This window comes from Streptomyces sp. NPDC005181 (genome assembly GCF_040608395.1).
In the GTDB taxonomy this organism is placed as follows: domain Bacteria; phylum Actinomycetota; class Actinomycetes; order Streptomycetales; family Streptomycetaceae; genus Streptomyces.
Map to the genome: position 1 here is coordinate 70,072 of NZ_JBEXID010000032.1, position 15,289 is coordinate 85,360.

Consider the following 15,289-nt stretch of genomic DNA (forward strand, 5'->3'; position numbering starts at 1 on the left):
CTTGTTCGACCTGCACGTTCCATGATCGGTACGACAACGGCTTCTCAGCTTGGCGTTTAACGTCGCAGGTCACCCGACCTGCTGATCTGCGGTTCTTCCCGGGACAGCGGAGGCGGCCGTTCTCCACGCTTCGAGATGTCAAGTAACGAAGCACGAGAGAACGGCCGCTGCTCATGAGTCTCCCCTTCGACGCGCCCGCAGGTGACGCGTTGGGTACCTTGTCCCGCTTTCGGGTCGAGTTCCACGAATGCCTCTACGCCCGAGCGGACGCGCTCTTCGAACTCACGGACGCGGTGCTGTGCACGGACGGACCGGTGAAGACCCTGGTCGAGCTGTCGTTGGCGGTCGAGCACCGGCGCGGGCACGGCGCCCTGTACGCCGCATTGGACCGGGGCTGGCTGGAGCCGACGCGGTTGCGCCGCACGCTGACCGGGCTGCCGCTGCCGAAGGCAGCCGACGGGCGCATCGTGCTGGCCGTGGATGTGAGCAACTGGCTTCGCCCGGACGCTCCGACCAGCGACGAGAGGCTGTTCTGCCACGTCTACGGGCGCGGCGACCGCAAGACGGATCAGCTCGTGCCCGGCTGGCCGTACTCCTTCGTCGCAGCCCTGGAGACCGGCCGGACCTCGTGGGTCGCGTTGCTGGACGCCGTGCGCCTGGGGCCGGCGGACGACGCGACCGCCATCACTGCCGCCCAACTGCGAGGTGTGGTCACGAGGTTGATGCAGGCCGGCCAGTGGCAGGCTGGTGATCCGGAGATCTGGATCGTCATGGACTCCGGCTACGACGTCGCCTACCTCTCCCACGCCCTGGCGGACCTGCCCGTCGTCCTGGTAGGACGCCTGCGCTCGGACCGCGTCATGCTCCGTGACCCCGGCCCCGCCCGCTCCGGGCCGAAGGGCGGCCGGCCGCGTCGGCACGGCGGCGTCCTGACCCTCGCCAAGCCCGACTCCTGGCACGAACCCGAGGTCACCACGGTCACGGACACCACCCGCTACGGCAAGGCGGAGGCCAGAGCCTGGGACCGGATGCACCCCCGGCTCGCCCACCGCGGCCCCTGGCTGGACCATGCGGAAGAGGAACTGCCCATCCTGCACGGTACGTTGATCCGCCTGAAGGTCGAGCGCCTGCCGGGCGACCGCGACCCGAAACCGGTCTGGCTGTGGTGCTCGGCCACCGCCGCCACACCGGCGGACGTGGAGTACTGGTGGCAGTCGTTCCTCCGCAGATTCGATCTGGAGCACACCTTCCGGCTCATGAAACAGACCCTCGGCTGGACGGCCCCGAAGGTCCGTCACGCGGACACCGCCGACCTGTGGACCTGGCTGATCATCGCCGCCCACACCCAGCTCCGCCTGGCCCGGTCCCTTGCCGAGGACCTTCGCCGGCCCTGGGAGCGACCGGCCGAGCCCCGCCGCCTCACCCCCGCCCGGGTGCGGCGGGGGTTTCGCAACGTCCGCGCGACCACGGCCCGTCCGGCGACCGCGCCGAAACCGTCCCGGCCGGGACCCGGCAGGCCTGCCGGGTCGAAGAACGAGCACCGTCCCAAGCGCCACGACGTCGGCAAGACGGCCAAACGCGCCGAGTCGATCAAGGAACACAAGGCACAGCGACGTTAAACGCCAAGCTAAGCGTGCGATGGCGCTTGATCGCCAGTCGCTGGGTACGGGGGAGTTCGTGCAGCTCGGCCAACTGGTACAGGTCCGCCTCCGAGCGCGGCCCCTTGCCGATCGGGTACCAGTGCGGGTAGCGGGCGAACGCGGCAACCACCAGTTCCCGTGGCAGGTAGCCGGCCTGGGTCAGGGTGACGCCGTCACCGATCTGCCCCAGCAGCCACCGCAGCGGCTCAGCCGTGTCCCCGGGTGCCGCGGCCGACTCCTCCAGGGCAGGCAAGACGGCGGCGAGCAGAGCGCGGCGCTCAGTCGGGGGCGCCGCGGCCCACAACTCGCGCCGTTCGCGGCGGACGGCCTCCAGCGGAGCGCGGTCCTCGAACACGGGCTGCGCCGTGGTGAGCCAGTGCTGGACGAGCCGTCGACGCGCGGCCGGGAAGGTACGCGCGTCCGGGTCGAGCTCGCCCTCGTCCAGGGCCTGCTCCAGTCGACGTTCGAGGTTGGCACGGGCCAGCGCTTCCTGGACGCCCATGACCTGACCCCAGCTCAGCTCAACTACGTCCGGCGGGGTCGTGGGAGAGACCGCCGCAGCATTGCGGTAGGCCGCGAGGCCCGCCTCCTTGGAGCGCCCCCAGGCCGCCAGTACCTGAGCGGTGGTCGTGCTCGTGCACACCGTGGCGGCCCGAACGCGGCCGACTCCGGCCAGCAGGTCGGCCAGGACGGCGACGGCCCGTTGCTGCTCAGGTGTGTCAGCCTGCCACTTGCAGGGCAGCTCGTACCAGCAGAAGCGTTCGACCGCGGCCGCCGAGAGCGCGACGAGCGGGTCGCCGTCGGGCACCAGCCAGCCCAGCAGGCGCTGTGCCATCGCCTTGTCCGCCACCAACGCCGTCACCGTCCGCCGCACTCTGGTCCACCTGCCGATCCTCCCACGGACGGGAGTTCCCGTCCGGGCGCGATGCTGCGGCGAGAATACTGGCGTGAGGGGGCACGCACGTCAGCGCGATGCCCGGCTTCGCGCTGCTCGATGAGGCCCTGGAGCAGCTGCGGCCCGACCTGCTGGGGGTGGGCGGTGGCGGACCACGCCGCCTCGTCCCGGCCTACGGTGGCCAGGACGAGTTCGCGCAGGCAGTCTGGGTCGGTGGTGACGAGGGCGCACAGTTTGTCGAGAGCAGGGGCCAGTTGGCCCGTATCGTTTGCGCGGTCACAGGTGACGGCAAGGGCGCTGATGGTGGCGACAACCTGGTCCCGGTTGAACTTCGGTGGTGCGCTCGTCGAGCGCGGCGGCTGGTTGGACATCGTTCAGGAACAGGTCAACTACCGGGTCGCGCAGCTTGTCGCTGTACGGGTTACCCCGGGTGGTCGGCGAGCCCACGCCGGGCCCAGCTGATGGCCTTGGCCGCACAGTCGCTGTCCACCAAGGCGGGGGCGATCCTGCGGTACTGCTCGAGGACGGTGAGTTCCTGGGGCGCATCGCCGAAGATGCTGGAGGAGCCGTCCAGGTATGTCAGCGCGCGGGTGGCTCGATCACAGCAGTTCGCAGCATCCGCACGGCCGCGCTGGCCTGGCCTGCCTCCACGATCCCGGTCACGGCCTCCAGTACCTGGCGCACCATACGCTGCTATTCGCTCCGCCCGCGGTAGGGGTGGCGGCGCTTGTCCCAGCGCAGACCGTCCACCAGCAACGCCAGCCCCCGTGGCGAGACCGTGTTCGTGCCCACGAGTCTCATCATCACCGCAGGCGCGAGGCCACCGGCTGCGCATGCCGCAGCGAGGTGTCGAAGTCATGCCAAGCCTCGTTGATGGCTGTCCTGTCGGGCGCGGGTCTACCTTTGCCTCCGTGACAGAGACGCTGAGCGAGGGCACCCTGCGGAAATTCCGGGCCGCGCGGCAAGCTGGTGACGGGCTGATGCTTATTGAACTGCTGTCGGGGCAGCCGCTGACTGAGGTCCTGCAGCTGGTAGGGGATTCTGTGGCTGATGCGGTGGTGGGTCGAGTACCGGGGGCGGCGGAACTGGCCGAGCAGTGCATCGCGACCCTCGCGGCGCGGGGCTGGGAGGGGGATGAGGACCTTGCAGAGCAGCTGGAAGCCGCTCTGGGCCGAGGCCCGGTGCCGCTACTCAGGCCACTGCGTGTCGAATTGGACGAGCTCTCCGGGTTGCTGGAAGGCGACCCGGCCTTCGGTGGTGGTCGTATCGACCTGGTCACTGGCGAGTGCTGGCCTCGGCAAGTTGACTTCGATGAGGGAGAGGATGATGAAGACCCCAACCGGTGGCTGCCGGTGTGGTGCGAGGGCTCCAGGGACGGCTACCGGGACATGGAGCTGTTCATTTCCACTGTCGGTGATACCGACTTTGCGGATCGCCTGGAGATCGCGATCGCGGGCCGGGGAGCCTTCGGCCGGTTCAAGGCTGTACTGGCTCGCTGCGAGGACGAGCAGCGTCGGTTCTACTTGTTCGCTGAGGAGCGCCAGCGTGGCCGGGCACGGGCGTGGCTTGCCGGACGCGGCTACCACGCAGCGGCTCGCCCCTGACAAGTGAGCGGGTTCTCGATTCCGGACGCCCCGAAGCGGTTCGGAAGGATGCCGGTCTTGCCGACTGCACAACTGCGCCGCTGATAGCCAACATTGTGGAAGGCGAGGTTGGGCACCCGATCACCGAGGAGCGGTTGACGGGCGAGCAGGTGGAGTATGGCTGCGCAACATTGGTTTCTGCTCTCGACAGACATCCACACCACATCAAGGGTGAAGGACTCGCAGAGTTGTTGGCGGATCGTCAGGTGCGTGCTGGCAAGGTGGGCCCAATGGCCGGTTTCACACCACACGGGGCCACTCCACTGTCCCTAGCGGCCGTTCAGAAAGGTGGTTCCGCTGAGGTGTTGGCGCTCGCGGATACAGTGTCAGAATCTGTCGGAACTGGCCGTGCGCGGCTGGCGGTGGCCCACGGGTCGTCTGGTGCAGTGTCACGTGGCGGCACAGAGCGACCGGTACGGGTAATCGTGACGGTGGCGAAGGTCATCGATGCGCCGACGTCGTCAACGTCGAGCACCATCCGTGAGCGCTTCTCACCCTCCGGGGTCTCCCACCGGTCGGTGCGCAGCCGTCCAGCGACGACCACGCGGGCGCCCTTGGAGAGGGACTCTGTCAGGTTCTCCGCCAGCTGCCGCCAAGCGGTGCAGTCCAGGAACGTGGTTTCCCCGTCCTGCCAGGCGTTCGCTTCGCGGTCGAATGTCCTGGGGGTGGATGCCACGGTGAACCGGGCTACCGGCACACCGTTGGGGGTGAAGCGCAGCTCCGGGTCCTCAACCAGGTTCCCGATCAAGGTCATTGGCAAGTCATTTCGCATAGTGGGAAGCCTCGCACATCCCACCGACATCTCGGCAGGCTGTAGATGCCAGGGCACCCCTCGGACCTGAACCGGTTGCGTGTGAGTTCTGCCTCGAGGATCGGCTGGCGGAGGCCCGGGAGTGACGGCGGCTCTGTTGCCTGCGGCGGGGCTGGTCATCCGGTGGTCAGCCGGTGGTCGAGTGCGGTGTGCCGCCGGCCGGCGCTGACCGTGCGGACCGCCTGACCCAGGGCCTTGCGCGAGCCGACGAGAACGACGAGTTTCTTTGCTCTGGTCACGGCGGTGTAGAGGAGGTTGCGTTGGAGCATGGTCCACGCCGAGGTAGTGACGGGGATCACCACAGCCGGGTACTCGCTTCCCTGCGACCGGTGGATGGTGAGGCATAGGCGTGCGCGAGCTCGTCCAGTTCGTCGAAGTCGTAGCCGATCTCCTCGTCCTCGTCGGTCAGCACGGTGATCTTCTGCTCGTCTGTGCTCAGCGCGGTGACCACGCCGACGGTGCCGTTGAAGACGCCGTTCTGTCCCTTCTCGTAGTTGTTGCGGATCTGGGTGACCTTGTCGCCCACCCGGAACGTCCGGCCGCCGAATCGTCGTTCCGGCAGTCCTTCCCGGGCGGGCGTGACGGCGGCCTGCAGGAGTGTGTTGAGGTTGCCCGCGCCGGCCGGGCCGCGGTGCATGGGGGCCAGCACCTGGATGTCGCGGCGCGGGTCGAGGCCGAATTTCTGCGGGACCCGCCTGGCCGCCACATCGACGGTGAGGCCGGCCGCGTTGTCGGTGTCGTCCTCCACGAAGAGGAAGAAGTCGGGCAGGCCGTCTGTCAGCGGGGGAAGGCCCTGGTTGATCCGGTGGGCGTTGGTCACCACCCCGGACTGCTGAGCCCGTCGGAAGATCTTGGTCAGCCGTACCGAGGGGATCGGGCTGTGGGTGGCGAGCATGTCGCGCAGCACCTCGCCCGCGCCGACCGAGGGCAGTTGGTCAACGTCCCCGACAAACAGCAGATGGGCGCCGGGCGCGACCGCTTTGGTCAGCTTGTTCGCCAGGATCAGGTCCAGCATCGATGCCTCGTCCACGACCACCAGGTCTGCTTCCAGTGGCCGGTCGCGGTCGTAGGCTGCGTCGCCGCCGGGCCGCAGCTCCAGCAGGCGGTGGACGGTAGAGGCCGGGGCCCCGGTGAGTTCCGACAGTCGCTTCGCCGCCCGGCCGGTCGGCGCGGCGAGGACCACCTTCGCTTTCTTCGCCAGGGCGAGTGTCACGATCGACTTCACCGTGAACGATTTGCCGCAGCCCGGACCGCCTGTCAGGACCGCGACTTTCTCGGTCAGCGCCAGTTTCACTGCCTCCTGCTGCTCCGGTGCCAGTTCCGCACCGGTCTGGCGCGCCAGCCAACTCAGCGCCTTCGTCCAGTCGACCGGCGTGTCGCTGCGGCTGCCGAAGGCGGGCATCTTGTCGGTGTCGGTCCGCAGGAGTCTGAGCAGTTGGTTTGCCAGGGAGATCTCGGCACGGTGGAAGGGCACCAGGTATACAGCCGTGATCGGCTCCCCGGCCGGGCCGGGCACGCTTTCGCGGACCACGCCGTCCTCGGTGACGAGCTCGGCCAGGCAGTCGATGACCAGGCCGACATCGACCTGCAGGAGTTTCGCGCCGTCGGCGATCAGGCGCTCCTCGGGAAGGAAGCAGTTGCCCTGGTCGGTGCTCTGCGAGAGCGCGTACTGCAGGCCCGCCTTGACCCGCTCCGGGCTGTCGTGCGGGATACCGACCGACTGGGCGATCTTGTCGGCGGTCAGGAAGCCGATGCCCCAGACGTCGGTGGCGAGCCGGTAGGGCTCGTTCTTGACCACCCCGATCGAGCTGTCGCCGTACTTCTTGAAGATCCGCACCGCGAGCGAGGTGGAGACGCCGACGCCCTGCAGACCGATTCTCTTGATCAGCCCCGACCCCAGGTACCGTCGGATGCCCTGGACCGTGGCCGGCAGCACGCTGGTGCAGTTCTCCACCGTGAACTGCTTGCCGTACTGCGGGTGCGACCCCCACCGCCCATGGAGCCGCAGCGACTCACCCGGCTGCGCGCCGAGCAGCGCCCCGACCACCGTCAAGAGATCGTTCGCGCCGCGCCCGGTGTCGACCCGGGCCACCGTATAGACGGTCTCCTCGTTCGCGTAGGTGATGCGCTCCAGCACCCCCTCCACCTCGGCGAGTTGCCGCTGTGGTGTCTGCGGTGCACTCGCACCCATCCCCTACTTCCATCCCGTGCCCACGGCACCCTGGGATCTACGCTACCCACCCGCACCGTGCTACTCGACAGGTCCGCCGCAAGACGTCCCTTCCCGCACGTCATCGATTCGGTACGGGCCGACGCGTTCGGCCCACGGCCGCTCACGCAGGCCGGGGCGGGGTCCGGCGCACGCGGGGCTTGGACAGGGCCTGCTGATCTTCGGGAACCCGCGGCGGTGTCAGCGGCCGAGTCGGCGCCCGGGAGGCCTCTGGTTGCAGCACACTCGTCAGCACGATGGCTGGGTCAGGATCGGGAGGTCCAGCCGGCCACCATGTCGTGCCATCTTTCGTGTACGGATACCAGCGGCCGTCGCGGCCGTATCGAAGCTGCGCGCCGTGGCCCTCGATGGTCCAGCGGTTGCGCCATGTCCGCAGGCGCGGCAGCGGGGTGTCATCGGGCCAGTCGTCCTTCAACGTGGTGCGGGCGCGCTCCAGCACTGCCGCGGGCGGAGTCCATGCTTCGTCAAGGACCTCCAGGGATGCCGCGCCGCCGTGGCGCCAGGCACGGGTGGCGGCTGCGAGTTCGCTGGGGGTGCGGCCGCAGTTCGTGGAGATCCGGGCGAGGACCTCCGTGGTGGGGTGGGTGGCGGCGAGGCGGGCGGCGTCCTGCCATTCGGTGAGCGGCGGGGGTGGGGCGGTGTCGGCGTGATGGGTGCCGAGGGCCGCGGCGAGCAGGTGGTGGGCGCGCGTCGCGGCGTCGGCGGCGAGGAGTTCGAGTGCGGCCGGGTCCACGCCGGGTTCCGGGACGGCTGTGTCCACCAGCGCGGGGCCGCGGCCGGGCCGTTCGGGCAGCGGAGGTGGCGCGGGCAGGGGCGGCAGTTCTGTGCGGGAGGCGAAGGCGGCTGCTGCGGGGTCCCCGGCCCGGGCCGGGGGTGCAACCGGGGCCGCGCCTGCGGTTGCCGCATACGCTGCGGATTCGGCGGCGGCGCGGGCGGTGTTGCGGCGGCCGAGCTCGTCCATCAGCTCCCGCTCGCCACGGCCCCGCAGGAGCAGCAGCACAAAGGGGTCGCGGTCCAGGAGTCGGGCGAGCTGGTAGCACAGGGCGGCGGCGTGTTTGCAGGGGTAGCCCCAGTCGGGGCAGCTGCACTCGGGGTCGAGGTCGCGGGGGCCGGGCAGGAGCGGGACGCCGGCGGCTGCGGCGTCGTCGGCGAGAGCGGCGGGCATCTCGCCGTCGAGCAGGGCGGCGATGTTGGCGGCCCGCTCGGCGATCATGTCGAGCAGTTGGTCCCACTGTCGGTTCGTCAGCTGCTCGACCAGCACGGTGGCACGGTAGGGGGTGCGGCGGCTGCCCTGCACCGGGGCGGCGGCGGAACCGGGGGCGACGGTGACCTGGCCGACCGCGCCGCCGCGCGCGTAGGTCCGTCCGCGCTGCAGGCGACCGGAGTCCAGGGAGGACTCCTCCAGGGCGCGCAGCCACTCGCGGCCCCACCAGGACTCGGCGAAGGGCGCGCGGCTGCCCTTGGTCGGCGGGAGTGCCTCGAAGGTACGGGCGGGGCCCTTGCGGGACGGGGTGTGCCTGCTCATCATCCTGTCTTTCGCAACGTGACTAGTTCGGCCAGTTCACTGTCGCTCAGTTCGCTGAACGCCGCCTCACCGCTACCGAGCACCGAGTCGGCCAGTTCCCGCTTCTGTCGGAGCATCTCGGCGACCCGGTCCTCCACGGTGCCTTCCGCGATCAGTTTGTGCACCTGTACCGGCTGGGTCTGTCCGATGCGGTAGGCGCGGTCGGTAGCCTGGTCCTCCACGGCCGGGTTCCACCAGCGGTCGTAGTGGATGACGTGCCCGGCCCGGGTGAGGTTCAGGCCGGTTCCGGCGGCTTTGAGGGATAGCAGGAACACTTTCTTCTCGCCGGACTGGAAGGCGTCGACCATCTCCTCGCGGCGTTTGACGGTGGTGCCGCCGTGCAGGAACAGGCTCTCGACGCCGCGGTCGGCCAGATGGCGTTCGATCAGCCGGCCCATGGCCACGTACTGGGTGAAGACCAGGGCCGATCCGTCCTCGGCCAGGACGGTGTCCAGGAGTTCGTCCAGCAGTTCCAGTTTTCCCGAGCGGCCCGGCAGCTTCGCGTTCGCCGGCTCCTTCAGGAACTGCGCGGGGTGGTTGCAGACCTGCTTGAGACCGGTGAGCAGTTTCATCACCAGGCCGCGCCGGGCGATGCCCTGCTTCTCCTCGATCTCGGCCATGAGTTCGCGCACCAGTGCTTCGTAGAGCGAGACCTGTTCCTTCGTCAGTGAGACCGGCTGGTCGGTCTCGGTCTTCGGCGGCAGTTCGGGCGCGATGCCCGGGTCGGACTTGCGCCGACGCAGCAAGAAGGGGCGCACCAGCGCCGCGAGTCGTGCGGCGGCCTGTTCGTCGCGGTCGCCCTCGACGGCCTTGGCGTAGCGGTCGCGGAAGGAGGTGAGCGTTCCGAGCAGGCCCGGGGTGGTCCAGTCGAGCAGTGACCACAGTTCGGACAGGTTATTCTCGACCGGGGTGCCGGTCAGCGCGACCCGCCCCAGCGAGGGGATGGCCCGCAGCGCCTGGGCGGTGTGCGCGTGCGGGTTCTTGACGTGCTGGGCCTCGTCGGCGACGAGCAGTCCCCAGGGCTGTTGCGCGAGGCGCTCGGCGTCGCGGCGCATAGTGCCGTAGGTGGTCAGGACGAAGCCGCCCTTGGCTCCGTCGTCGAGTCCCTCCAGGTCGCGGCCGGGGCCGTGGAACCGGCGCACGGGTGCGGTGGGCGCGAAGCGCTGGATCTCGCGCTCCCAGTTGCCGAGCAGGGAGGCGGGGCAGACCACCAGGGTCGGTCCTGCGGTGGCCTTTCGTTCCTGGCGGCGCAGGTGGAGTGCGATCAGGGTGACGGTCTTGCCCAGGCCCATGTCGTCGGCGAGGCAGCCGCCCAGGCCGAGCGAGGTCATCCGGTGCAGCCAGTTCAGTCCGCGCACCTGGTAGTCGCGCAGGGTCGCGGCGAGGGCTTTCGGTGGTCCATGGGGCTTGCGCGCGGCACCGGTGCCTGTGGTTGTGTCGGCCTCGGGGTCGGCGATCCGGGAGCGCAGTTCCTCCAGTGCGCCGCCTGCGGTGACCTGCACCTGTTCGCCGTCCACCTCGACGCTGCCGGTCAGCGCGGCGCCGAGGGCGTCGATCGCGGTCAGCAAGGGCTTCCTGGACTGCGCGGCCCGTCGCAGGCGGCGGACCAGGTCCGGGTCCACGACCACCCACTGGTCGCGCAGTCTTACGATCGGGCGGTGTGCCTGGACGAGGCGTTCGAGTTCCTCCTCGGTGAGTTCCTGGTCGCCGAGCGCGACCCGCCAGCGGAAGTCCAGCAGGCCGCCTGAGGACAGGAAGGACTCGGCCGAAGACTGTGTCCCCTTGCGGCGTGCGGGTTCCAGGACCCCGTCCGCGGTGAGCTCGCGGACCAGCTCCTTGGGCCAGTGCACGGTGACCCCGGCCGCGGACAGGCTCTCGGCGGCGGCGCCGAGCAACGCCTGGGCCTCCTCGTCGGACACGTCGATGCCGGTGGGGGCGGCCGCGTCCAGCAGCCGTCCGGCCGGTGGCCAGGCGCGCGCGGCCCGGCGCAGCGTCAGCAGCGTGTCCACCTGGGCCCTCGGGCCGAACAGTTCAGGGGCCGTGGCGCGCCCGGCCCACAGGTCCGCGGCGTCGGCGAGGACGGTGGGATCGGCCAGGCTGCGCAGTTGGACCACGGCCCGGAACGAGTCTGCCCGTCCCAGTTCCAGTCGCAGAGACACTGCCAGGCCCGCGTCGCGGCCCGCGGCGACCTCCGCCGCCCAGGCGCGCTGCTCGGGTACGGACTGCGGCGCGCGAACGGCGAACGCCGCCCCGTCGGACACGTGGCGGGCAGCCGGAGGGCGGGTGAGTGAGTCGGCGACAGCGTCCAGGAAGGCCCGGAGCAGCGGCTCGGCCGCCGGGAGCGCGAGGGGGGACAGGCCGGGGACCGCGACGGCGCGGGCCTCGGGGGGCATGGCGGCGGCCAGCGAGCCCAGCCGTTCGTGGTCCTCGGCGTCCAGCGGGCCGACCCGCCAGGCGTCGAAGCCCTCCGGGGACACACCCGGCAGCACCCGGCCCCGGGCCAGCAGGCCCAGAGCGAGCACGGACGCGGCACCCCAGAACGCCGTGCTGCTGCGCGCGCTGTCGGCCGAAGCCTGCCCGCTGCCGTCCGCACCGAGTGCCCGGCAGCGGGTCAACAGCGGCAGCGCCTGCTCCACCGGCAGCAGCACGGCCACCACCCGGGCCCGGCGCACGGACGAGCCGTGCGGACGCACTACGGTCAGTTCCTCGGGTTCCACTCCGAGGTCCGGCAGCTCGCCGCTGGACGTCCAGAACGCCACCCGTCCCGACCGGGGCGGATCAGCCGGGAGGAACACCGCCTCGCCCGCGGCGAGTTCCGGCAGCCGGGCGAGCAACCGCTCCCGACCCGACTCCGCCGACGTGAACGCGGCCGACTCGGTCACGGACACCCCGCCGGATCCCGCCGGCCGGGCCACTGGCTCTGCCGACAGGTAGACCTTCGCCACAGCACCCACTCCTCCACCCGTTCGGGGCGGCGCGGGTCCCACGCGCCCTCAGCAGACCAAGGCTATCCGCACAGGCGGACCGCACGTGTCAAGAGTGGCTTCGCCCACTCGGCGGAATGCGAGAGGATGGCACCGGCACCCACCGCGTCCAGCCGCAGCCGCACACCGGTGCCGGAACCCGCCTCCGCATCGAGGGAACCCTTCGCCGTGACCGAGCCCGTGCCCACCTACCAGTTGAAGATCGCCCTACGGGACACCAGCCCACCGATCTGGCGCCGGGTCACCCTGCCCGCCGACACCTCGCTCGGCCGCCTGCACGACATCGTCCAAACCTGCTTCGGCTGGCACGACTCGCACCTGCATGCCTTCACCGAACCCGGCTCCGGCCGCCAGTTCGTCGACTTCAACTCCCCGCTGGACCGCGATCCCGGCCGCGACTTCGACGAGGAGTCCGCGTCCGTAGCCGAGGTACTGCCCTACGAGGGCGGGCGGCTGGAGTACACCTACGACTTCGGCGACGACTGGCGGCACCAGATCACCCTGGAGAAGACCCTCCCCGCGTCCACCGGCGAGCGTCGCGTCCACTGCACCGGCGGACGCCGCGCCATGCCCGACGCCGAGGACGTCGGCGGCGCCTGGGGACTACAGGCCGTACTCGACGCCGCCGCGGACCGCACCGCGCCGACCCCCGAACCGTGGACCGACCTGGTCGAAACTCTGCGCGAGGAGGGCTTCGACCCCGCCGACTTCGACCGCGAGGCCCTGGACCGGGAACTCGCCGGACTCGACCCTCAGCCGCCCACGGACGTCCGAGCAGCCGGGTCGGCCAGATCCGCCCCCGGCGGGCGCCGCTGCTCCTGCGGTGAGATCCACGACGACGAGGACCTGGACGTCGAGTTCCTCCCGGTGCGTCCGGTCTCCCTGGCACCGCGCGCTGACCTCGCCGCCGCGGCACGGCAGGTGCCGCTGATCGCCTCCGCGCTCCGCCTGGCCCACTGGTGCCAGGACGGGCGCGCCGTCACCTCCCGCGACGTACTCAAGCCCGCACTGGGCCGCCTGGCCGTCGAGGAACTCGAACTGTGGTCCCTGGACGACGAACTGAGCGCACTCTCGCCTGCAGAACGCGAGAAGCGGCTGGCCCACCTGCGCAGCTCCGGCGACCTGCCCTGCCTGGACAACCCCTGGCGGCTCACCCTCGACACGGACCTGGTGGAGATCAGCTCAGGCACCGCGCGCCCCGGAACCGACCTGCCCGCCGCAGCGGGAGACGAGGGAGCGCTCGACCTCTGGTGCGAGGCACTCGAGGCCGAACTCGACGAGCTGGACGACTTCGGAACCCTCGGCCTGCCCCCAGCACTGCTGGCCGCACTGGGCATGCAGGGCGAAGACGGCACCGGCCTGGCAGCAGTAGTACTGCGAGCACTGTACGAGGTTCCCGACGGCGAATGGCTCGACACCGCACTGCTCGTCGGCGCACTCCGCGAAGGTCTCCCCACACGCGAGGCACGGCTGATCGAACTGCTGCTCCTGCAGATCCTCGACCAGGCGGCCCTGGTCCTCACCGACTACCGGGCAGCGGAGGTCGAGACCGCTCCGGAGACGGGCCAGCCCCGCGACCACATCCTCCTCGACATCCTTGGCATCAAGGGGGCCGCCGACGACACTCCTCTGCCCGGGAACCGGCTCAGGCTCACCCCGCTGGGACGCCATGGCCTGCGCGAATACCTGCTCGCCGAGGGAGTCCCCGCTCCACTGATCGGCGAACTGGCCGACGCCGACGCCCCAACCCTGCTCGACGCCCTGCTCGACTACGACCAGGAATCCGCCCACGCAGAAATCACCGCCTGGATCAGCCACCGGGGCCAGGGCCCAGCCGCCGTCCAACTCATCGACGCCTGCGCCGGACTGGAAGCCGACGCAGCCCTCCGCCGGCTAAGCGCGGCACCGATACTGGCAGAACTCGACGAACCCAGGGCGCTCGCGGTCCTACGCAAAGCCGCAGCATCCCGAGTCCCCGGCTGCGCCCAGAGCGCAGCGATCGTGCTGGCCGGCCGAGGCGAGACCCTTGAAGGACACGGCCCGGAACTCCAGCTCTGGTGGCTCATAGACCACCTATGGGGTCCGCTCGGCGTCGCCGACGAGGCGCTTGCCGAGTTCCTAGACCAGGAAGGGGACTCGGTACTGCCGCTCCTGGAGCTGGCTGCCGACGATCTGTGGCGCTGCGACCACCCCGCCACCCGGGCCGTCCTGGAAGCAGCCGGACGACACCTGAAGGCCCGGGACAAGCTGCTGGCCAAGCGGCTGCGCAAGTCCGCGACCAAGGTCGGGTCCCAGCGCCGACAGTGAAGATCATAGAGCTGAAGCTGCGGCGCCGGGTCGAGAGCAGGACGTGAGACCTGTCAGCACTCGACAGTCCAAGCGACGCCGTTCGTCCCATCGGAGACAGATGAATGTCATACGTCGGCCAGGGTGCGGCAGCGGGCCCCCGATGCGGGGGCCCGCACGACTGTCCACCGGGGCCTGCGGCGCAAGGCTGGCCCATCCCTCCCAGGCAGGCAAAAGACCAGGTCAGAGGCATAGTTTGTCCATGCCGTCACAGCAACCAGACCTCTGACCTACGCATTACGGTGCACAGACCATGAGTGCCCGATCTGAGTCGATTCCAAGACCATCGAAAACAAAAAACCCCAGGCCAGAGGCTTGACTTGGGGTTCTCTATGGAGCCGCCTTCGGGATTCGAACCCGAGACCTACGCATTACGAGACCGTGAGCGTTCGTGTTGCCTAGTGCCTGGTCGTGCTGCTGAGTGACGTTCTGCCTGATCAGAGCACGTGCGTCTGGTTGCTCTGTGCTCCCTCGTATCACGTCGTCCAAAGGCGTCCGGCCACCGGCTGGCCACCGAGACGGGCACCGTACGCGACAAGGAGGCGGAACACCGGGGTTGTCCACCTCCCACAGACCCTCCTGCGGGCGGTCATCTGCTCCCAGTGAATCGCTCCCGCGAGAGCCTCTCTAGCCTTCTCCAGCCTAGCCGTCCCGACCACCCTGGTGGGTTTGTTCCTCGACCAGTCGGCCAGCGACTGGCTGGCCTGACCGCTCAGGTGCGCCGCCACTGCGGCGGCGCGACACTAGGGCCATGGAGGGCGACCGGGTCCGAGCGCTGCACTACGCGGTCAGGTGGGTCGACCAGCACCCACTGACCTGGCTGAAAGGCGCCTTTCCGGCCTCCTACGAGGTCGACGGCTGGGCGCTGAAGCTGAACGAGACGCGGCTTGACGCGGTGCCACCGGGGGACCTGGCTGAGGACGAGGCCCTGGCCACCCTGGCGCCTTTCCTCGACGCCTGGGCCGCCACACTTGAGGTTGAGGAGCGTCTCATCATGGTCTTTCAATACCTCGGCGCGGACGTGGAGCGCCAGGGCGACGGGAGAGGCCGGGTAAGCGCCGACTTCGCCACGGCCGCCGGCCCCTCTCTGTCAGCCTTGGGTGAGACATCCCGTTCTGCGGGTTAGCCTGAGAGGGCACGACAGGAGAACCGTTTCTTATGCCCAGCACAGAACCC

General features: G+C 70.0%; 9 protein-coding genes and 1 pseudogene. 4 read left to right on the top strand and 6 right to left on the bottom strand.

Annotated features, from left to right (window positions below; translation table 11 throughout):
* The first annotated feature begins 173 nt into the window (after nt 1-173).
* Nucleotides 174-1,619, top strand: a complete 1,446-nt coding sequence (locus tag ABZV38_RS21380; protein ID WP_356329180.1) for an NF041680 family putative transposase — start codon at nt 174-176, stop codon at nt 1,617-1,619.
* On the opposite strand, the gene ABZV38_RS21385 is transcribed toward ABZV38_RS21380, so the two are convergent.
* Nucleotides 1,591-2,514 (bottom strand): hypothetical protein, encoded by a 924-nt coding sequence (locus ABZV38_RS21385; RefSeq protein WP_356329182.1) that lies wholly within the window; start codon nt 2,512-2,514, stop codon nt 1,591-1,593. The two genes, ABZV38_RS21380 and ABZV38_RS21385, sit on opposite strands and share 29 nt — an antisense overlap.
* Nucleotides 2,499-2,906, bottom strand: coding sequence for a hypothetical protein (locus ABZV38_RS21390; protein WP_356329183.1), 408 nt, complete (start codon nt 2,904-2,906; stop codon nt 2,499-2,501). The genes ABZV38_RS21385 and ABZV38_RS21390 overlap by 16 nt, the downstream gene beginning before the upstream one ends.
* 540 nt (nt 2,907-3,446) lie before the next feature.
* On the opposite strand from ABZV38_RS21390, the gene ABZV38_RS21395 reads away from it, so the two are divergent.
* On the top strand, nt 3,447-4,139 hold the full coding sequence (locus tag ABZV38_RS21395) for a UPF0158 family protein (RefSeq protein ID WP_356329185.1): 693 nt from the start codon (nt 3,447-3,449) through the stop codon (nt 4,137-4,139).
* Between the two features lie 319 nt (nt 4,140-4,458).
* Here the strand turns inward: ABZV38_RS21395 and ssb are convergent, their stop codons facing one another.
* The 4 genes and pseudogenes from ssb to ABZV38_RS21415 all read right to left on the bottom strand — a co-directional run bounded on the left by ssb (nt 4,459) and on the right by ABZV38_RS21415 (nt 11,737).
* On the bottom strand, nt 4,459-4,932 hold the full coding sequence (gene ssb / locus ABZV38_RS21400) for a single-stranded DNA-binding protein (protein ID WP_356329186.1): 474 nt from the start codon (nt 4,930-4,932) through the stop codon (nt 4,459-4,461).
* 173 nt (nt 4,933-5,105) lie between these two features.
* A pseudogene (locus ABZV38_RS21405) lies at nt 5,106-7,180 on the bottom strand (AAA family ATPase).
* 142 nt (nt 7,181-7,322) lie between these two features.
* Entirely contained in the window at nt 7,323-8,744 is a 1,422-nt protein-coding gene (locus ABZV38_RS21410) for an SWIM zinc finger family protein (protein WP_356329188.1), read from the bottom strand.
* Nucleotides 8,744-11,737, bottom strand: a complete 2,994-nt coding sequence (locus ABZV38_RS21415; protein ID WP_356329191.1) for an SNF2-related protein — start codon at nt 11,735-11,737, stop codon at nt 8,744-8,746. The genes ABZV38_RS21410 and ABZV38_RS21415 overlap by 1 nt, the downstream gene beginning before the upstream one ends.
* A 198-nt stretch (nt 11,738-11,935) precedes the next feature.
* Between ABZV38_RS21415 and ABZV38_RS21420 the strand changes: the two genes are divergently transcribed.
* Nucleotides 11,936-14,074: a plasmid pRiA4b ORF-3 family protein gene (locus ABZV38_RS21420; protein ID WP_356329193.1), complete on the top strand. Its 2,139-nt coding sequence runs from the start codon at nt 11,936-11,938 to the stop codon at nt 14,072-14,074.
* 790 nt (nt 14,075-14,864) lie between these two features.
* Nucleotides 14,865-15,239, top strand: a complete 375-nt coding sequence (locus ABZV38_RS21425; protein ID WP_356329194.1) for a hypothetical protein — start codon at nt 14,865-14,867, stop codon at nt 15,237-15,239.
* Nucleotides 15,240-15,289 lie beyond the last annotated feature (50 nt).